The organism is Clostridium autoethanogenum DSM 10061, assembly GCF_001484725.1.
In the GTDB taxonomy this organism is placed as follows: domain Bacteria; phylum Bacillota; class Clostridia; order Clostridiales; family Clostridiaceae; genus Clostridium_B; species Clostridium_B ljungdahlii.
This window is the reverse complement of sequence record NZ_CP012395.1, coordinates 3,811,794-3,832,693: the sequence shown is the minus strand read 5'-3', so window position 1 is coordinate 3,832,693 and position 20,900 is coordinate 3,811,794. Positions and strand designations below refer to the sequence as shown.

The following is a 20,900-nucleotide window of genomic DNA, read 5'->3' as shown; positions in this document are numbered from 1 at the left end:
ATATAATAAAAAACTCCCATACTACCAATACTATCTTAAGAATATAAAATGAAAGATGGTGAAAAAACTGCGGCACAGCAGGAAATATTATGGATGTATGCAAATTAGATAACGAAAAACTAAAAGAACTATCTTCCTATATAGATAGTTTGGAAGAAAAAGAAGGTTCACTTATAAGTGTACTTCACAGAGCTCAGGATATATTTGGATACCTTCCTGAAGAATTACAAACATTTATTGCAAATAAACTTGACATTAGTGCAGCAAAAGTATTTGGCGTAGTTACTTTCTATTCATACTTTACAATGAAGCCCAAAGGTAAACATGTAATAAGCATATGCATGGGTACAGCTTGTTTTGTTAAGGGTGCAGAAAACATTTTAGAAGAATTTAGAAATCAGCTTAAAGTAAAAGATGGATTTACCACAGAAGACGGATTGTTCACTATAGATATTTTAAGATGTGTTGGAGCTTGCGGCCTTGCACCAGTAGTTGTAGTTGATGGAACAGTCCATGGGAAAGTAAAGGTCGAAGATGTTAAAGGAATATTAAGTCAATATACCTTAAAATAAATATCAGAAATTTATGTGGAGGAAAATATATGGATAAGATAAAATCCTTTGAAGATTTAAAAACTTTAAGAGAAAAGTATAAAGCTAAGATAGCAAACCGTACTTATGATAATGCAGATAAAAATATAAAAAAAACTTTACTTGTATGCGGTGGAACAGGATGTCGTGCTTCAAGAAGCTTAGATATAGTCAACATACTTGAAACTGAAATTAAAAACGCAGGTCTAGAAAATACAGTTGATGTCATTTCTACAGGATGTTTTGGGTTTTGTGAGAAAGGACCTATCGTTAAAGTTGTACCAGATAATGTTTTTTATGTTGAAGTTAATACCGAAAGAGCAAAGCTAATTGTGTATGAACATATGGCCAAAGATACAGTAGTTGAGGAAGCTTTATATAAAGACCCTATTACTAATGAGAAAATATCCAACCAAACGGATATTCCATTCTATAAAAATCAAAAAAGAATTGCTCTTAGAAATTGCGGTCTTTTAAACCCTGAAGATATTACAGAATACATAGCACTGAATGGCTACGAAGCTTTAGGCAAAGTTTTAACACAAATGACACCTGACAGCGTAATTGATGAAATTAAAAAAAGTGGCTTAAGAGGCAGAGGTGGCGGTGGCTTTCCTACTGGCGTAAAATGGGAAATGACAAAAAAATCTGAATCTGATACAAAGTTTATGATCTGCAATGCTGATGAGGGTGATCCCGGTGCCTTTATGGATAGAAGCATACTTGAGGGAGATCCAAATTCTGTACTTGAAGCTATGGCTATTGCAGGTTACTGCATAGGTGCAAATAAGGGTTATATTTATATCAGAGCTGAATATCCTCTTGCAATAAACAGATTAAAAATTGCTTTAAAGCAAGCTTACGATTTAGGTTTATTGGGTGATAATATTTTAGGTACTGATTTTTCCTTTCACATAGATTTAAAATATGGTGCCGGAGCTTTCATCTGTGGTGAGGAAACTGCACTCATAAATTCCATAGAAGGCGGACGTGGAGAGCCTACCGTAAAACCTCCTTTTCCTTCCCAAATAGGTCTCTGGAAAAAACCAACTAATATAAATAATGTAGAAACTCTGGCAAACATCCCCCCTATTATATTAAAAGGCTCTAAGTGGTTTAGTTCTATAGGAACTGAAAAGAGTAAAGGAACCAAAGTTTTTGCCTTAGCAGGCAAGATCAATAATGTTGGCCTTGTTGAGGTACCTATGGGTATAACCTTGCGGGAAATAATATATAATTTAGGCGGAGGTATTCGCGGTGGTAAAAAACTTAAGGCTGTTCAAACTGGCGGTCCTTCTGGCGGGTGCATTCCTGCAGATCATTTAGATACTGCCATTGATTACGAAAGTCTTACTGAAATAGGCTCCATGATGGGTTCTGGTGGAATGATAGTTATGGATGAAGATAATTGTATGGTGAATATAGCCAAATTCTATCTCCAATTTAGTGTAGATGAATCCTGTGGAAAGTGCACTGCCTGCAGAATCGGAAATAAAAGACTTTTAGAAATTTTAGAGGATATCACTAAAGGAAAAGGTACCATGGAACATCTTGAAGGATTAAAAGATTTATCCTATGTAATAAAGGATTCAGCCCTATGTGGTCTTGGTCAAACATCACCTAATCCAATTATAAGTACAATGAAATTTTTCTGGGATGAATATGTAGCCCACGTAAAAGATAAACGCTGTCCTGCTGGAGTTTGCACTGCACTTTTAAAATACAATATAAATTCTGAAAAATGTATTGGCTGCACAGCCTGTACAAAGGTATGCCCTAAAGGAGCTATTTCCGGAGAAATAAAAAAGTCACATGTAATAGATAAGTCAAAATGTATAAATTGTGGTGCATGTAGTAGTATTTGTAAGTTTTCTGCTATTACGAAAGAATAATAATTTAAAGAAAGGAGTTTGTAAAAATGGTAAATTTAACTATAAACGATATAAAGGTTTCTGTCCCAGAAGGCACTACAATTTTAAACGCTGCAAAAAAAGTAAACATAAATATACCTACTCTCTGCTATCTTGATCTTCACGATATAAAAATGGTAAATAGAACTTCCTCCTGCAGAGTTTGTCTTGTTGAAATTGAAGGAAGACGAAATCTTGCACCTTCATGTTCTACAGAAGCTTTCGAGGGTATGATAGTTAGAACAAACAGTGCCAGAGCTATAAAAGCAAGGCGTACCATGGTAGAACTTTTATTATCAGATCATCCTACCGACTGCCTTGTATGTGAAAAGAATACTCAATGCCAACTTCAATTAATTGCTGCTGAATTAGGTATAAGGAAAATAAGATATAAAGGTGCTATGTCTAATTATAAGAAGGATTCCTCCAGCGGTGCTCTATATAGAAATCTGGATAAGTGCATAATGTGCAGACGATGCGAAACCATGTGCAATGAAGTTCAAACCTGTCAGGTTTACTCTGCAGTAGATAGAGGCTTCGAAACTGTAGTATCCCCTGCATTTGGTCGTCCTATGGTTGACACGCAATGCACATTTTGCGGTCAATGTGTATCAGTATGTCCAACCGCTGCATTAACTCAAGTTAGTAATGTAGCTAAGGTATGGGAAGTACTAACTGATCCTGATAAATATGTAGTAGTTCAAACTGCCCCTGCTATAAGAGTTACTTTAGGTGAAAAATTCGGTATGGAACCTGGAACTATTGTAACTGGCAAAATGGTTGCAGCCTTAAGAAGATTGGGTTTTGATAAGGTATGTGATACAGACTTTGCAGCAGATGTAACTATTTTAGAAGAAGCTCATGAATTTATAGATAGACTTCAAAATGGTGGAAGACTTCCAATACTCACAAGCTGCTGTCCCAGCTGGGTTAAATTTATAGAACATCAATTTCCTGATCTTTTAGATATACCTTCAACTTGTAAATCTCCACACATAATGTTTGGTACTTTAGCTAAAACATATATGGCAGAAAAATTAAATATTGATCCATCTAAAATTGTAGTAGTTTCAGTTATGCCCTGTATTGCAAAAAAATATGAAATAAGCAGAAAAGAGCTTCAATATGAAGGTCATAAAAATGTTGATCTTGTGGTTACCACAAGAGAGCTTGCAGATATGATAATGGAAGCAGGAATAGATTTTAACAAACTTCCTGATGAAGATTTTGATAATCCACTTGGAGAATCCACAGGTGCCTCTGTAATATTTGGAACTACCGGCGGCGTAATTGAAGCAGCTCTTAGAACTGCTTATGAATGGATTACTGGAGAGACTTTAAAAGAAGTAGAATTTCATAGTGTAAGAGGTCTTGACGGACTTAAAGAAGCCAGTATAAATATTGGTGGTAAAAAAATAAACATCGGTGTAGCACACGGTCTTGGCAACGCAAGAAAACTTCTTGAGGAAATAGAATCTGGTGAATCAAAATATCATGCTATAGAAATAATGGCCTGTCCTGGAGGATGTATTGACGGAGGAGGTCAGCCATATCACTTTGGAGATTTAGATATCGTAAAGAAAAGAATGGAAGCTTTATATAGAGAAGATAGAAACAAACCTCTCAGAAAATCTCATGAAAATCCTGAAGTTCAAGCTCTATATAAAGAATTTATTGGTGATGTAGGTGGAAAAAAAGCTCATGATCTCCTTCACACCCATTATATAAAAAGGCAAAAATTATAATACGCAGTCATGACCATCCATAAAGGGCCTTGGTATAGATTTATGTAAAAACGCTTCATCCTTCATATAACAAGGGTGAAGCAAATTAATTTTAATTTCAAATATGTGATATTCCAATTTTAGATTATCATGTACATTATTTCCTCTTCCCTATATTCCAGTAAATACCTCTATTAACCGGAATATCTATTATTAAAAGTGCTTTCCAATCTCCTTAATATCCTCCATGTCAAATATCTCTAGTCCTATTAGTTCCTTTCGAAATAAGTCTAATAACCTCTACAGTAATCTATTACTTGTGTTTTAACACCTACCTTACCCTTACATATTGCCTCGTCCAATAACCCATATATTTTCGTTACTCTTCTTCAAGTTGTCTACCATACTATTAATATCTTTCTTAGCAAACCATGACTGAGGAAAATATAAATCCTTATAGTAATACTTTGTACTATTATCACACTTAATTACTACCATTGGGTAACTACCTCTAGAACGTACCGTAAACTCTATTTCTGTTATGTTTGCTATGTTCACCCTTTTTGTTGTAGAAATTTTTTTTATTTCTATATATTTGTCTTCTATAGTAATATAAATTTTATTTTTAAATAAATAGTAGGCTAACACAGTGTAGTAGGCAGTACACATTAAGCATAAGAGTACTGCAATAAATATAATACATACTTCTAAAGTATTAGACCTATCAGTTAATGCAAATATTAACACTGCCGAAAAAATAGCTGAAAATAATATGGGAAAAATAGCTTTGTATTTATTAGCTGGATAAATGGTATATTTAAATGTTTGGTTAAATTTAAATTGTTCATTTTTATCAAGCCACCAATTCATGTTTTTGCCACTAATTTTATATATTTTTTCAAGTAATATCCTAGAGGGTTCCTTTAAACCAGTCTCTAGCTGGCCTATAGTTGCTTTTGATAAATCTAATTTCCTACCTAAATCCCTTTGTGTAAGTCCTAAATCTCTTCTATATCTTTTTAACTTATCTGAAAACAATACAACCACCCCTACTATTCATTATTACCATCCATATTAAAATCTTTTTCATTTTTCTCTCTTAATTTAAATAATTATTGACACCTTCGTAAATTTTATCAACTTTTTCATATACATCTTTAGCTATATTATAGTATCATATAAAACTCCTTATTTTTAATCTGTTTTGAATTGAACTCAGTATAAGCCCTCTATTTTTATCCATAATTTAACATAATGGTTTAGCTTATCTATAATGTTAACATTGCACTATTTAGTTGTCAAAAGACTTTTATATGTTTAGATTTATCAATCTGCTTGCCATATTTTCTTTTTTTGCCTAAAAATATTTTACTTAATCGACATAAATTAATTTTTATGCTATAATTTTACAAAAGTTTTAAGTTTTTTTATTTTTATATTACAAATTAGTAAGTAATTATTTACTTTAAGACATAAATATGGTACTATCTTTAATGTAGTGTTATGTAAGAAAAATCAAGAATATATATACCGTAGAAAATATGGGAAACTATGAAAAATTTCTTCTAATTGGGCACTTTGGAAATTTGGAGTTAATAGTGCAACCGGCCAGCTATATATGTTATATGTGGCTGTTTTTTTATGCAAAAAAATAGTAATCAGTAGGTGGTGAAGCAAAATAAACTTGAATTATAAAAATCACTTTTAATAATTGAGCAAACTTTGTATGTAATAATTACAAAACAATAAATAAAGAATTGAGCTTGTAAGAATTCTCTTCAGTAGGAGGCATTTTACTAAATGATACAACCCATAGACAGAAATCAAATTATACCAAAAAAACGAAAATTAAAACGAAAGTTAAAAATAAATAAAAAGAAGATGACAAGATCATTAATTATACTTTCTATATTAACCTATATAATACATTCATTATGGATACATTTTTTAGTTACAAGATATGATAATCTCATATATCCAGGAGTTAAAGTTGAAGGCATAAATTTAGGTGGTAAGACTAAAGATGAAGCTATAGATACTTTAAAACGTAAATATGTAAATCAAATATTTAAAAAGAATATAATAATTAAAGTACAAGATAAAGTTTATACAATAAATTATTCAAAACTCAATATCAAGTACAATTTAGATGACGTTGTACAAGATGCTTTTAAATATGGAAAATGTGGAAATACTCATAATAAATATAAAAATATAAAAAGTAAAAACGGAAAACAATTTAATTTAAAATACAGCTACAATAAAAAAGAAATAAATAACACTATATCAAAAATTGAAAATGAACTTAATAGGGCACCAGTAAACGCCAGTATAACTAAAGATGAAGATGATAAATTTAAAATTGATTTAGAAAAAGATGGACAAGAAGTTGATAGGGATAAACTTTTTAATGATATTGACAAAAAAATTAACAATAAAAATATGAACGATGTATACATTTCTGGTACAATAAGAAAAGTAGCACCTAAAATAAAGAAATCAAGTTTAGTAAATATTAATACAAAAATATCAAGCTTTTCAACTAATTTTTCATCTTCTGATGACAACAGATCAAATAATATTGAAGTTGCTGCTAAAACCTTAAATGGTACTACTATAATGCCAGGTGAAATATTTAGTTTCAATAAAATTGTTGGAAAAAGAACTAAAGAAAATGGATATAAATCTTCAAAAATAATTGTAGGTAATAAACTTCAGCCAGGTTTAGGTGGTGGTGTATGTCAAGTATCAACAACTTTGCACAATGCTGTAGTAAGATGTGGTATAGTACCTACAGAAAGGGAACACCATAACATACCTGTTACTTACGTTGGTCTTGGAATGGATGCAACTGTAGATTATGGGCACATAGATTATAAATTTAAGAATACACTTGATTTCCCAATTTATATAGAATGTTTAACTAAAAATAAAAATTTGGTGATTAATATCTATTCCAATTCAAAGTTAAATAATAAAATTTATAATCTTATAAACAAGGTTGATAAAGCAAGTAATGGCAAAGCTACAATTGCAAAAGTCTACTTAGTCACTTATGAAGATGGAAAAGAAACTTCAACAAAATGGATAAATACTGATAACTACATAAAATAGTATATATAGTAAAGAAAACCTTTAGCAAATAGTCCTTTGTTAACAACCTTCCAGGGGGTCCTGTGAAAGCCTGCATGAGCTTGCTATGATTACATGCCAATAGCTTAATTGAATTTAAAAAATTCTGATGCCACTTAGTTAGGCACCAGAATTTTTATTATTTAACATGAGTTCTATAAGTTAAATGGAAAAATTTAAGATATAAAAAGCCCCATCAAAATGTTTTATTATTGTAAGTAACCAAACAAACAAAAGGATGATATATCTTTATTCAACTGAAAAGCTCCTCAATATCCTTCTCTTCCATATTGGAAAGTAAAATTTCTTCTCCAGTATTTTCTTCTATAACATTGTTTATTATTTCTTTCTTCTTATCCTGTATTTTGTGTATTTTCTCTTCTATAGTTCCCTTAGCAATAAGTCTAATAACCTCTACAGTTTTCTTCTGTCCAATTCTATGAGCCCTGTCTGAAGCCTGATTCTCTACTGCTGGATTCCACCAGGGGTCATAATGAATAACTATATCTGCAGAAGTTAGATTTAGTCCTGTTCCACCAGCTTTAAGAGATATTAAAAATATAGGGATTTCCCCTTCATTAAACTCCCTAACCATTTCTCCTCTTTTTTCTGCTTTTACGCTGCCATCAAGGTACATATACTTTATATTTTCATTTTTGAACATATCTCCAATATTTTTAAGTACAGAGGTAAATTGAGAAAATAACAATATTTTATGCCCATCATTTACACTATTCTGTACTATATCCATAAGAGCTTCCATTTTCCCATTATCACTTTCATAGTTTTCTATAAAAGTAGAGGGATCACAGCATATTTGTCTAAGTCTTGTGATTACAGAAAGTATCTTTATTTTACTTTTATTAAGGCCTTTATCTCTTATTTCATTATTCAATTCCTCTTTAGCTTGCCCAAGGTAAGCTGCGTATACTTTCTTTTGATCCTCTGTCATATCTATCACCATATTATGTTCAATTTTAGGTGGAAGTTCTTTTATGACATCTTTCTTAAGCCTTCTAAGAATAAAAGGTCTAATATGTTTATTCAATTCCTCTAAAGCCTTTTTATCACCATTTTTTATAATAGGCAGTTCATATTTTTGGCTAAACTTTCCATGGCTTAATAAATATCCTGGCATGATAAAATCAAAGATTGACCATAATTCTGTAATAGAATTTTCAATAGGGGTTCCTGTTAGTGCAAAATAGCTGCCAGCTTTAATGGATTTTACACTTTGAGCATTTAAAGAATTAGGATTTTTTATATTTTGAGCTTCATCTAAAAAGCAGTGTCTAAATTTTATAGCTTTATATTCTTCTATATCTCTTTTAATAAGTGCATAGGAAGTTATAACTATATCCGCCTCATTCATCTCTTTTAACTGACTTTCTCTTACATCCCTGCTGCCTGATACAACTAAGCATTTTAAATCCGATTGAAATTTATTTATTTCACTTTCCCAATTGTACACTAAGGATGTAGGACACACCACCAAAGAAGGCTGTCTTTCCTCATTTTCATCTACCTCTGATTTTATAAAAGCTATAGCCTGGAGAGTTTTTCCAAGACCCATTTCATCTGCTAAAATACCTCCAAAACCACAGCTTGAAAGAGTTTTAAACCACTTAAATCCAAATTTTTGATACCCTCTCATAATATTATCCAGTTTTTCTGGAATTGTATAATCAATGTCACCAATATCCTTTATATTATTTATAAGTTCTCTAAACTTCTTATTTCTTTGTACAAAAGTTATATTATTTTCCTTAAGACTTGTATCTATGTAAATAGAATTATATTTAGAAAGAACTATTTGATCCTTTTCAAGATCTGAAGTCTTGATGTTTAAGTAATCTATCATATCCGACATATTTTGAAGTTCTCCAGCCTGCAGAGGAATAAAGCCTCCATTTTTAAGTCTATAATATTTCTTCTTTTGCTTTAATGCATCAAATATGTGCTTTAACTCTTCTCTATTTACACCATCAATATTAAAGGTAAATTCTAAGAGATCCTCATCATTTAATCTTATGTTAGATTTATAGCTTTTAGCGGTATAAATTCTTATATCTTTAAAGGCATCTGAATAGTAAACTTCTGCAGATTCCTGAAGTTTTTCCAGGCCTTCTCCCACAAAATCTAAAATTTTATCTTCATCCTCTAAAATAAAATTAAATTTTCCCTTTTCAAATTGAAAAGCAGTCAAGGTATCTACTATAGCTGCTTCTTCCTCAATATCTCTAACTAATACCTTCTCATCATCTTTCCTTGCCTCATCATCCTTTAAAGGATTTATCTCTATATTTCCATATTTAAATATTACATCACAAACTACAGCATCTTTATCCTTATCAAAATAAAGACAAGGCTTTAAAGGTTCTTCATAAAATTTCTCTTTAATACTGTTATTCACCGTTACCTTTGTACCTATCTTTTTTAAGGCTGGAATTATATAAGAAGCTATTTCTTCACTTTCACTTTGCTGAAAAGTAATTTCAGAGTTTCTTTGTTCTACAAAAGTATTGTAAAGTGCTTTATACACCCTTACCTGTTCATTTGTTGGCATATATATCTTGTTATTATAATAAAAATAATTTCCGCTTTTGACTAAAGCTTTAGGCAGCTTTGAGATTTGAGATAAAATTATATTATTTTCTCTGCTGTCTAATTTGAATTCTAAAGGGAAATTTTCTTTTACTACTTTAACTTCACTGTAGTTATCATCATTTATGACTAAATCTACAGCTGTTTCTCCTATATTATCAAGAAATTTTTTTAAGTTACTTTCCGTAAGCCTTGCCCTTTTTCCGCTTAAAAATCTCGGTGTTTTGTTGTAATGATAACCATACATTGCCATGTTCTCTGTAACTTTGTCTATTTCATATAGATCTTTAAGCATGCTCAAAATAAATTTGTCTTCATCCTTAAACCTGTGTAAATATGAGTTATATGTAAAACTTTTGCCAAACTCCAGCTCATTATGTTCTATAACTGCCTCTAAAAAACTCTTCATATTCTTTACTACATAAAGCTTTTCTTCTCCCACCTTTAATTCTAAAAAAGCTTCACTTTCTCTGCGACTAATATTAAATTGGAGCTTATACTGCAGATTTAAAGTCTTAGTTTCCATCTTTGTCTTAGGGGATACTAGACTTTTCTTTAATTGTTGAATTAATTTGCTATTTTTCTTTATCCCTGACTTATTCTTTTCTCTAGCATATTTTATAAGCACCGCGGCTATATGCTTACATGGAGCATTATAATTATAATATGCCTTGCAGTCACAATGACAACTTATATTTTCATTGATATTTGGATATACTATTTTTACATTGTACTTTATAGGCATTTGTGAAGAAGACTTCACTTTTCCTTCAATAATAGTTTTTTTCCACCCTAATTCTTCTTGAGTACTTACATTCAAGTTTTCTACTTGATCATTTTCATAACATGTAATACCTTTTTCGTACGTTTCAAAATTTAAACTGTCTCTTATTATACCTTCATTTATTTCAAACAAATTTATTCACTCCTGTTTGTATGCCTGTTAAACATTCTAGCACATAATAATATTTTTAAACATATTTCTAAATTATTTTTATTGAAATAATTGTAAAAACCTATGCTAAAACTGTTGTTAAAGCATAGGTTTTTTATTACAAAAATGATAGTGAATTTATATTCTTTTATACAGCTTTTAGGATATCTACTTGATGTTACGGAGCTTTAAGAATCCATTTTCAAAATTTGTATCTTCCATTGGTTTTCCATAATAATATCCTTGGAATATATCACATCCTAAGCTTTTTAAATTTTCTATTTGTTCTATTGCTTCTACTCCTTCTGCTACAACTTCATATCCAAAATAATGAGATAATGAGATAATTGTATTAACCATTACCACACTTGCTTCATTTGATGTTATATCATCAACAAAGGATTTATCAATTTTAATAATATCTATGGGCATATTTTTTAAATAATTCAATGATGAGTATCCAGTTCCAAAATCATCAAGACTTATTTTGATTCCATTAGCTCTTATTTTATTTATATTATTTACAGCTTCATCAAAATTCTTCGCTATTGTTGTTTCTGTAACTTCAAATTCTATATACTCAAAAGGCACTTTAAATCTTTTTATTACTTTCAGTAAGTTGTCACATAGTTTACTGTCAATGAGCTGTTCTGTAGATAAATTTACAGCTATTTTAAAATTTTTATAACCTTTGTCAATCCAATTTGATACATTCTTGCATACCTCAACAATAACCAATTCTCCTATATATTTTATAAGCCCTTCTCTTTCTGCAAAATCAATAAATTCTGAAGGAGGTATAATCTTATTATCCTCTTTAATCCATCTTACAAGTGCTTCCGCACCTAATACCTCACCATGTTTTGAAATTTTAGGTTGATAAAAAACTTTAAACTCACCATTTTTAATGCCATCTTCTATTGCTTTTTTCTTTATTGTGTCTTCATATATACCAACATTTATAGCGTCATTATAAAAGCTATATACATGTTTGCCTATTCTTTTAGATTCATACATAGCATCATCTGCACGCTTGTACAAAATTTCAAAATTATTTCCGTCTTTAGGAATAACTGCCACACCCAGGCTTGCAGTAACATAATCAACATTTTTTCCATAAATATTAAAAGGCTTTTTAAATACATTTAAAATTTCTCTAAGCATTACCTCTGCTTCATCTTTATTCTTAACAGACTTTATTAAAAATAAAAACTCATCGCCTCCATTATGACAAATGTAGTCTTGAATATGCATTACCTTCTTAAATCTTCTCCCTGCCTGTTTTAAAAATTCATCACCTGAAATATGACCTAGCGTATCATTTACAGCTTTAAAATTATCCATATCCAAACTTATTAATATGGAATAGGTATTTATTTTAGGAATTTCTTTAACTAATGTGTTTAATACATAATTCTTATTTGGAAGGTCAGTAACACAATTATGAAATGCATAGTAATCCATCTTTTTACTTATTTTGGTAACCACAAACATCATTAAACTAAACAAAAGTATCATTGCAAAATTAATAACAATTATTGTCCGTAAGGTGATTTCCTTTATAATTTCATTTTTATCACTTAAACTTTTTATATATTGATCTGAATAATTTAACATTTCCTTGCTTAGTTCAATTCTTCTATCTCCTAAATTCATTATTTCTTTCTTTTCATCATTGGTAATAGTTTTAGATTCTTTTAGCTTTCCAAGCAATTCATTTAATCTATTTGAATATTTCTTATTTGATTCTTTAAGTTGAACAACTAAATCTTTTTCTTCATTGGTTAAATCGTGAAGCGTGGTATATTTATTAATATTTTCTTCAACATCTTTTTCATATTCATCTACCTTATCTTTCGTATTCATATAATCATTAACTGAATACAGTGCGTATAATCGTATACTCCAAATATCTTCATTGATTTTATTTGCATAAGCAGAAGTCAAATATCCATTTTGGTACATATTAGTTTCATTGTTGTAACTATCTTTAAGTGTTTTATAAGAAATAAACGTAAATATTAGAAATATTGTCAAAGCTAACATTATAACACTATTAAATATAATTTGTAATTTTGGATTTTTTGAAATAACCTGAACAAAAAAATTTTTTTTAATTTTATTAATTATCTCTTTTATCATAATTTCTCCCGTTAAATACAATAATTCATATTTTAAACTTATCTATTACTTTTTTAAGCTATTTCATCTTCTTCAACATACAATTGTAACAATTCACATACAACCAAAGTATATAATATTATATATTGGGATTGTATATTTAGTCAATCTATTATTTCTTAGAGTTTCCCCATTCTTATATAAACCTTCAGTGATAGCCTGTTCAACACCTTATCTTGTTATATAAAATCACTTGATATCCTTTGAATTAATCTTTCTTTTGTTTTCAAAAATCTCCACAATAGTTTTTTCAGTACCAACCATCCCTGGAGATGCAATGCAGCCCATATTCTTCATGGTTTCTTCGGGAGTTTTACCATTAATGCCATGTACATCATCAATATATATGCCGTTCATTGCAAAATCTACAGCTTTATAGGCAGCATCTACAGCAACAATTCCTTTCATAGTACATCCCTGATTTCCACCATCGCATATCATACCGGTAATACTGCTAGCCATATTGTTCAGCACATGGGCCATCATATCTACAGTTCCCCCTCGCAAATATACCAATGCACATGCCATTCCAGAACCTGCTGCTATTGCGCAGCCACAAAAGGCTGAAAGCTTTCCAGAATACTCTTTGATATACATGCAGACTAAATAACTAAGTGCAGTAGCACGAAGTAGTTGTTCTTTTGTATAACCATTTACTTTATAAGCTGCATACAAAGGCATTGTAGCAATAATTCCATGGGCACCAGAGCCTGTAATACTCATTGCCGGCTTATCCAAACCAATTACACGGGATTCAATTGCTGCATTGCAAAGTAAAGATGCAGTGGACTGTTCATCTTTAGAGATTTCCTTTCCGCCATTGTTTTTCAAAAGATGTCTGGCAAATGTTGTTCTAGGGTTCTTTAACCCTTCACCATATAATTTAAGATTAACTTTATAAGCTTCTTCTATAAAACTTATTTCTTTAACATCAACAGTTGTAATATAATCATATAGTTGCTGAAGAGTATATTTATGTATATCAAATACTTCTTTTGACAGCTCATCACCATCATCCTCTTTTTCACCTTTTTGTTCCATTTCTACTTTTCCATTTACAGTAATCTTTGTGATATTTGTATGAGAATCCTCTATGGTAACAACGGCTGTATCACTTTCAGTAATAACTGCAGCTTCTATAAATATTTTACTTGTAATTCCACTGAGTTCAACTGTGACAGCACCAGATTTTACGAGTTTATGAGCTTCTATATTGTCCTTCTCTGTTACGTTTTCCAATGCTTCAAGGCCTTTTTTTGCATCTCCTGCTACGTAACCCAGCGCTGCAGCAAAGACATTGCCAACCTCGCTGCTGTTTGGTATTCCGCAGGTAAAGGCATTCTTATACATGCCGCTGTTCATTGCCACATTTATTTTTATCACATTGCCTTTTGTATAACTTTTTGCTTTTGCTACTGCAAAGGCAATTGCACCTGGTTCTGTCACCCCTAATGCAGGCTTCATATCATCTTTAATTAATTGTGTTAATTCATGCAAAAACAATTTCCCCCCTAAAATAAATCTCTTTTTAATTATTCTACATCATTATAAGTGAGAGACAAGTTAATAACAACATTTCTCACATATTTCCAAAAGATAGTACCTGCATAATAAATTTAACCAAAAGTTATAAGTCAACCTAGGAGTTGAAATTTTTCTTTATTAATTAACTTATCCTGTATCATATAAAGCAAAAATTTTATAAACATTTCTGGCATATCTTCTCCCTGGAAACTATCAAGTATTTCAGGAAGTGGGCAATGTTCCCCATACTCTTTGTAAATAGCAAGTGTAAGTATGTATGATGTTATATTGCTTATATGACCTATGAGTAATATAACATTGTTATCTTCTACTTGACATGAAAACTCAACAATATCTGAACAATCTTCACTATCTAGAAGAGGATAAATTTCATCAACTGTGACACCTTCTCCTTGTACAAATTCTTTGCACACTTTAAGAGTTCTTTCGACAACTTCCACCCACAAACTATCATCTGATAACTTTGATGCTTCATTTTTCTTCTGTTTAATTTCCTCAAGTAACATTTCACCAATTCTAACCAATATACTACCTAGTTCAATATCTGATAACATTTCAATATTACTTTCTATCCACTTAAGTGGAGCAAGAAACTCCGACATAATCTTAGGAATCTTTAGTAATAACTCCTGTTTTGGTTCAAAGTAGTTATTTGAAAAATTCTCTGCATGTTTTAAAAACAACTCTTCCTTCATCTTATAGCGTTCCCAAATAATTGGTTTTCCATCTAGTCTTATTGCATAACAAAAGCCATTAACCAAGCAGTATGCATTACTTGCATTACTAAAATATATAAGCAAATTACCAAAATCAAGATTGTTTTTTAAAGCCTCTGCTACGTTAGGGGCAATTGTTTTCCCTAAAATTAATTTATCTAAAATTTCTTTTCGTGACATAATACAGCCTCTTTCATTCATTTTATATACAAGGATGCAGATATAGGTGAACAACCTATATCTGCATCCTGTAAAGCTTTGGCAATGATTTCAAAGTTTCTTGGTATTTACATAGAAATTAATGGCAAAGAGAACAGCATCCATCCTCACAAGATTAGCATGCTGTTCTCTTAATTAAATTTCTATTTAATTCATACAATAGTCCTAAAACAAAATAAATGTTCTAAAGATCTTAGTGTTACCAGCACTAAGCATTTCTTATTCATATTATATCAAACTTTTTATAAAAATAAGCATATTTTTTGAAGATAACTTTATTTATTAATCTTGCCTTACAACACTCTATTTATCTTGCTTTTTATAATACTTTTCTCTCAAATCTCTTTGTTCTTCTCTTCGAAATTCAACATCCTGCCTTAAGTATATACCTTTTTTTACCGGAATAAGCTTTCCACTAGAATTTAAGCTAGATAATCGTTGTTTACTAATGCCAAGGTATTCTATAACTTCAGAAGACTCCATAGTATTATCCTGTATTATTTTTATAATTTCTTCTCTATCCATTAATTAAATTCCTTTCTTTATGTTTATATTTAATAAAAATTAAATATAATTCTTTGCATCTAAATAAATCCTCTTTATCTTTTCATACAAACTTCCTATTTCTACTATATCATCATTCACTCTAGCCTCTTTAGAATTTAATACCGTAACCTTTACATTACCAATCATAAAATAATCTTTAAACCTTACTATACTCATACCTCTTAATTTGCTTAACTTTTTCAATACCTTATATACTTCTATTTCACTTTTACTTTTAAAACTCAACTCATGCACTGTCTCTGCATTTTTTAAAAGATACATAGTAGTATAATTTATAAGTTCAACCCCATATTCCACAGGTGCTATGGGGTTTAAAGAAAGTATCTCTTCCAATTCAAATCTCAAATATATATCTTCATTTTCTCCTCTTCCACTAGGAATTTCAGTACATTCATTTCTCTTATATCTTTTGATCTCTTTTATTCTTCCATAATAACGTATTCCAGCAAAATTTCTGAAGTTGTTTTTAGATTGATAAAAAGCAATGTATTCAACCCCTAACCTAACATTATTTAATCTTTTAGCCGGTATATGATAAAACTTATATTTTTTATAAGCTTCTAAATGCTCCATATCACTAACATTTACCACCATTACATTTGTATTTTTAAATTTATAGTAATAATCTTCATCATCATAGGTTGGAAGCTTACTTTTAGATTCAATATAAGATTCATTTAATATTTTATAAATGTGTTCTTTAATTAAACTTGTACTCCCTGGGAGCATGGGAAAAGCGCCAATATTAACTTTTTCTATACTTTTATAAAATTTATGTTTTTTAAATTCTTTTTCATCAGAATACGGGAACATAACATAAGCTCCAAAAGTATTATATTTAAACTGCATACTTTCATCCATTTCACTAACTATTGCATCCCTATATCTATGCATTACATTTATGTCTTCTTCCATGGGGCCAACAATATTTTTATCATCTATGCTCAATCTATATTTAGCATCAAAGATGTAAACTCTGCATTTATCTTGATTATTTCTAAGGCAAAGAACAGTATCTGGCCTTTGCGTTGCTGTTGGAAGATTAGAATAGACTTTATTGTACCATAAATCCACACTACTTCCATTCTTATTTTTATATGTAGTTTTAGCTTCTTTATTTTGAGCAAGAGATAAAGTTATGCCATTATCCTTAGTTTCTATTATTCCATTCTTAATAGTTGCAAAACCTATTTCATTTAATATTCTGTGGAGCTTCATGTAGCACCATATTTCATAAAGTTTCCAAAGTTTCTTTGGCGTCATCTCATAAAGATCTTCACTAATATCTAACCCTTTCTTTAACATCATGTAATAATAGTACACTTCCTTATATCCACTGGACATCTTAAAAACTAAAGACATGCTTTTTCTTCCTGGTATATCTGATATATCTTTAAAAAAACACTTTAAATGTCTTAGTGTCCTATTCTCAAATAAAACTAAAATCTTAAAATATTCATTTTCTTCTCCATAAGTATTTAATATATTACCCTTGATTAATCTAATTCTTACAAGAATGCTTTTAAGCATAAATTTTACATATTGATTTTCATATATGTCTAAAGTAGTAGTATTTTTTATTTCTACCACTTTAGATGGTACATATTTTTCTCCTCTAATTTCAATAATACCTTTGTTTGAACTTATAAGATTATTGCTGTGTTTTCTTATATAATTTATGCTGCTTCTTGAAACCTTCTTAGCCACATCTACATTCTTAATCTCTTCCTTATTTAATACTCCATGCTTAGGATGATCTACAATTCTTTTAATGGCCTTATCAAGTTGTTCATAGATGTTCCTTAGAATCTCCGTAAACTCTACCCCTGTTTGATTGAAAACTTCTTTTAAATTTGCAGTTTGAAAAGTTTTTCCTAAAAAGTCAAATACCAAAGAAGCTATTTCTTCGTTGACTTCATTTAAAATTTCTTTATAATCCTTCATGTAATCCATCTTTGTTGGAAATACTTCTATGGTAAAAGTTAAAACTTCTCTATTATTCTTTTTAATTTTAAAGCATGAATGACCTATATCCCCATTAAAACTGAAACTTCCAATTAAGTTATTACCTATAACTGTTATGCTTTCTCTGATTTGTTTGTCACTATGGTATATTTCTATAATTTGATTAGTATAATTTTCTAAAAAAATTTGATACACACCATCTTCAAAAAATGAAGGTCTCATTTCAAGACCTTTATTTGCAAATAAATCTCCATTATCATTAGAAGTCTTAATATGTACATCATATTCATCACTATCTACATATAAATAAGCACCTAGATTTAAGTTAGCATTTATATATTTAAACTTTTTATTGTTTAAACTTCCTGTTATATATAACTTAAAATCCGCTGTTTCAATATATAATAAAGTTTTAAAACCAGTAGGTCGCAAAACCATCATATTTATAACCTCTTAACATATCCAATATTTTCGATGCACTTTTGTAATATACAGCATCTTTTAAATAGTTTCCTGCATCTTCTAAGTAATTTGAATCCGACAGTATAGCTTCTTTTCCCAAGCAAAAATTAAATAATTCAACTAAAGTGTCCTTTATTATTGCTTCACTACCGCTAATAGCCGGAAGTATATTTTGCATTATTTGATAATCAAAAGCTAAATTTTCATCCAAAAGTTCAGCTTTTTTATTTTCAATCATATAAAATATAATTTCATCTCTAACTCTATAAGCAAAATGCTTTTTAGCTTTTTTCAATATTTCATTTATTTTAATTATCTTTTTATTAATTAAGATTGCAAAATTTCTATATTCTTCTTCTATATCATTTATATTTAGATAATTTGCTTTCATAAAATTATTGCTTATATTTTCATTTACAAATTCCTGCGTTTCTTTATTATTTAGAAACAATTTGCTCAAATCCACTTCTGAGAACTCTATAGTATTAGCCCTATCTAATACCTTTCTGCTGAATTGAAAAGTAGTATCATCCATATTTACTGTTCCTACTATGTATAAATTCTCTGGTATGTATAGTTCACAGTATTTATTATTTATATAACTGTTGCTAAATATGTTGTCTGTTATAATTTCGTTGTTTTCTACTTTTCTACTTTCTATAAGGCTTAAATATTCACTTAAATAGTATTCAACTCTAGACAAATTCATTTCATCTATACACACAAAATAAGGCATGTTCTTATGTATTGATGCTTCTTTTATTATTTCTGTAAGCTGCCCAGGTATGAATTCATCATTTATGTTTTTATATCCAAATAACTCAGTACTGTCATTCCAATCAGGCTTTACAGAAATCATTCTAAATCTTCCATTACCTGTATTCGCTCCAATTGCTTCTGCAAATAATCTTACTATTTTTGATTTACCCGTTCCACTAATACCTACTAATATGACAAAAGGCTTAGTTTTAAGTGATAAATAGAAATTAGATAAATCTTCAAAAGTATAAATATAGCCTAATGAATTTACATATTCATTTATATCTTCTATAAAATTCTTTATCTCCTCTTCTGATATTTCTACTACTTCATCTGCCTTTATATTTTCAACAGATTTATCAGTTAATGAATTATATATACTATTATCATCAATATTCTTAAATGAAACATATAGTGGGTTAGTTTGATTACTTAAAGCTATAATTCCACCATTAGTTCCATATCTTTGAAGTTTATCTATAATAGTAGGATCTTCATTTTCAACATTTTTTAATAAAATTCCAACCGCACATTTATCTAAATCCTTCCTATAATATTTCGGTACCAAATGTGAATTTTCGCTTACTTCATCAATTGTCAATATGTCTATAACTTCTCCTTTAGCTTTTATTTGTCCTGAAGTTGCCATGTATGCATAAGTCTTAATATTATTTTTAATTTGCTCTTTTATCTTGATAATTTTTTTCGTTGAAACACCTGGACTATCTACTTTAGGTTTTATAATTTCCCAAATAACTTTACCACAAGAATTTTGTATATCTCTATGTTCTTTTATTGTATCAATAGAATATACAGAATCATTATATTTTAAAACCATATTTAGTGTCTGATCCATATTAATCCCTTCTTTATATTTTATTATAAATTCTCTATAGTCTAATCTCGCAAATAATTCTAATTAAAAATTTAATATTTTAAATTTTATTCTCCAATCTTTGTAAGGGGGTCAGGCACCTTACAAAAACTTAAACAGTTTTTGTTGCTTTAACCTTATAATTAAACATTATTAATTCTTATTTTTATATAAAATTTCAAATTATATTGTTTTTTTATAACAAATAAACTATTTATTAAAGTAAAAAAGAGATGATCCCTAACTTTTTTTATGATTATCTATAAAATTCTATATGAATCCTATAGTATATTAATAAAATTAAAGTTTATCTCAATAATACTTATATTTATTTTTATATGAAGCTTTAATAAATATTATTTTTTAAAGACTCCACTTATAACACTACTCATAAACCCTCTCCAAAACAATTCCATCTTTAAATCCCCCACGTTCCTCTTTCTTTTCTAATCTTTTCTTCATCAAATCTTCTTCACTATACCCCAAATTCTCAGCCAAGCCAAAAAGTACTTCCATAACATCTGCTAGTTCTTCTAAATTTTTATCCTCTAAAAACTCCTTAACTTCTTCTTGAAGTTTTGTTTCCAATAATTTGTAATGTTCCTTCTTATCTGCCTTCCTAACATCAAATTTCTTACCTGTAGCTTCTATTACCTGTGGTATTTTATCACGAACTAATTTATTATAAGTCTTCATTATATTAACCTTCCTTTACTCA

The 20,900-nt window shown here is 29.6% G+C and carries 13 protein-coding genes and 1 riboswitch; of the genes, 4 read left to right on the top strand and 9 right to left on the bottom strand.

The window, feature by feature from the left end; all coding sequences use genetic code 11:
• Positions 1-89 precede the first annotated feature (89 nt).
• From CLAU_RS17450 to CLAU_RS17440, 3 genes are read left to right on the top strand one after another with little or no spacing between them, the layout of a single operon-like run.
• Positions 90-572: an NADH-quinone oxidoreductase subunit NuoE family protein gene (locus CLAU_RS17450; protein WP_013238137.1), complete on the top strand. Its 483-nt coding sequence runs from the start codon at positions 90-92 to the stop codon at positions 570-572.
• A 29-nt stretch (positions 573-601) separates the two neighbouring features.
• The gene (locus tag CLAU_RS17445; RefSeq protein WP_023163244.1) at positions 602-2,482 is read left to right on the top strand and encodes an NADH-quinone oxidoreductase subunit NuoF; all 1,881 of its coding nucleotides are present in this window, start codon (positions 602-604) and stop codon (positions 2,480-2,482) included.
• A 26-nt stretch (positions 2,483-2,508) separates the two neighbouring features.
• The gene (locus tag CLAU_RS17440; RefSeq protein WP_023163243.1) at positions 2,509-4,245 is read left to right on the top strand and encodes an NADH-dependent [FeFe] hydrogenase, group A6; all 1,737 of its coding nucleotides are present in this window, start codon (positions 2,509-2,511) and stop codon (positions 4,243-4,245) included.
• Between the two features lie 321 nt (positions 4,246-4,566).
• On the opposite strand, the gene CLAU_RS17435 is transcribed toward CLAU_RS17440, so the two are convergent.
• Positions 4,567-5,271, bottom strand: a complete 705-nt coding sequence (locus tag CLAU_RS17435; protein ID WP_242825700.1) for a helix-turn-helix domain-containing protein — start codon at positions 5,269-5,271, stop codon at positions 4,567-4,569.
• Positions 5,272-5,759: 488 nt separating this feature from the next.
• Positions 5,760-5,843, top strand: a riboswitch (cyclic di-GMP riboswitch).
• A gap of 181 nt (positions 5,844-6,024) precedes the next feature.
• Between CLAU_RS17435 and CLAU_RS17430 the strand changes: the two genes are divergently transcribed.
• Complete coding sequence (locus CLAU_RS17430; protein ID WP_013238132.1) at positions 6,025-7,338, top strand: VanW family protein; 1,314 nt, start codon at positions 6,025-6,027, stop codon at positions 7,336-7,338.
• A gap of 271 nt (positions 7,339-7,609) precedes the next feature.
• Here the strand turns inward: CLAU_RS17430 and CLAU_RS17425 are convergent, their stop codons facing one another.
• The 8 genes from CLAU_RS17425 to CLAU_RS17390 all read right to left on the bottom strand — a co-directional run bounded on the left by CLAU_RS17425 (position 7,610) and on the right by CLAU_RS17390 (position 20,878).
• Positions 7,610-10,876 carry a DEAD/DEAH box helicase gene (locus CLAU_RS17425; protein ID WP_023163240.1) on the bottom strand — a complete coding sequence of 1,089 codons (3,267 nt, stop codon included), beginning with the start codon at positions 10,874-10,876 and terminating at the stop codon, positions 7,610-7,612.
• Between the two features lie 186 nt (positions 10,877-11,062).
• Positions 11,063-13,036, bottom strand: a complete 1,974-nt coding sequence (locus CLAU_RS17420; protein ID WP_023163239.1) for an EAL domain-containing protein — start codon at positions 13,034-13,036, stop codon at positions 11,063-11,065.
• 228 nt (positions 13,037-13,264) lie between these two features.
• Positions 13,265-14,572 carry an L-cysteine desulfidase family protein gene (locus tag CLAU_RS17415; RefSeq protein WP_023163238.1) on the bottom strand — a complete coding sequence of 436 codons (1,308 nt, stop codon included), beginning with the start codon at positions 14,570-14,572 and terminating at the stop codon, positions 13,265-13,267.
• Between the two features lie 137 nt (positions 14,573-14,709).
• Positions 14,710-15,516, bottom strand: coding sequence for an Imm6 family immunity protein (locus CLAU_RS17410; protein WP_023163237.1), 807 nt, complete (start codon positions 15,514-15,516; stop codon positions 14,710-14,712).
• A 342-nt stretch (positions 15,517-15,858) separates the two neighbouring features.
• A complete protein-coding gene (locus CLAU_RS17405) occupies positions 15,859-16,080 on the bottom strand; it encodes a hypothetical protein (RefSeq protein WP_023163236.1) in 222 nt (73 codons plus the stop codon).
• A gap of 39 nt (positions 16,081-16,119) precedes the next feature.
• Positions 16,120-18,528, bottom strand: a complete 2,409-nt coding sequence (locus tag CLAU_RS17400) for a DUF2357 domain-containing protein (protein WP_023163235.1) — start codon at positions 18,526-18,528, stop codon at positions 16,120-16,122.
• Positions 18,500-20,164 (bottom strand): McrB family protein, encoded by a 1,665-nt coding sequence (locus CLAU_RS17395; protein WP_023163234.1) that lies wholly within the window; start codon positions 20,162-20,164, stop codon positions 18,500-18,502. The genes CLAU_RS17400 and CLAU_RS17395 overlap by 29 nt, the downstream gene beginning before the upstream one ends.
• Before the next feature lie 402 nt (positions 20,165-20,566).
• The gene (locus CLAU_RS17390) at positions 20,567-20,878 is read right to left on the bottom strand and encodes a nucleoside triphosphate pyrophosphohydrolase (protein ID WP_029169969.1); all 312 of its coding nucleotides are present in this window, start codon (positions 20,876-20,878) and stop codon (positions 20,567-20,569) included.
• Between the last annotated feature and the right edge of the window lie 22 nt (positions 20,879-20,900).

What these genes read in the sequence shown, in the direction of transcription:
- CLAU_RS17450 (WP_013238137.1), top strand. Translation starts at nt 90, where the DNA reads ATGGATGTATGCAAATTAGATAACGAAAAACTAAAAGAACTATCTTCC.
- CLAU_RS17445 (WP_023163244.1), top strand. Translation starts at nt 602, where the DNA reads ATGGATAAGATAAAATCCTTTGAAGATTTAAAAACTTTAAGAGAAAAG.
- CLAU_RS17440 (WP_023163243.1), top strand. Translation starts at nt 2,509, where the DNA reads ATGGTAAATTTAACTATAAACGATATAAAGGTTTCTGTCCCAGAAGGC.
- CLAU_RS17430 (WP_013238132.1), top strand. Translation starts at nt 6,025, where the DNA reads ATGATACAACCCATAGACAGAAATCAAATTATACCAAAAAAACGAAAA.
- CLAU_RS17420 (WP_023163239.1), bottom strand. Translation starts at nt 13,036, where the DNA reads ATGATAAAAGAGATAATTAATAAAATTAAAAAAAATTTTTTTGTTCAG.
- CLAU_RS17410 (WP_023163237.1), bottom strand. Translation starts at nt 15,516, where the DNA reads ATGTCACGAAAAGAAATTTTAGATAAATTAATTTTAGGGAAAACAATT.
- CLAU_RS17405 (WP_023163236.1), bottom strand. Translation starts at nt 16,080, where the DNA reads ATGGATAGAGAAGAAATTATAAAAATAATACAGGATAATACTATGGAG.
- CLAU_RS17400 (WP_023163235.1), bottom strand. Translation starts at nt 18,528, where the DNA reads ATGATGGTTTTGCGACCTACTGGTTTTAAAACTTTATTATATATTGAA.
- CLAU_RS17395 (WP_023163234.1), bottom strand. Translation starts at nt 20,164, where the DNA reads ATGGATCAGACACTAAATATGGTTTTAAAATATAATGATTCTGTATAT.
- CLAU_RS17390 (WP_029169969.1), bottom strand. Translation starts at nt 20,878, where the DNA reads ATGAAGACTTATAATAAATTAGTTCGTGATAAAATACCACAGGTAATA.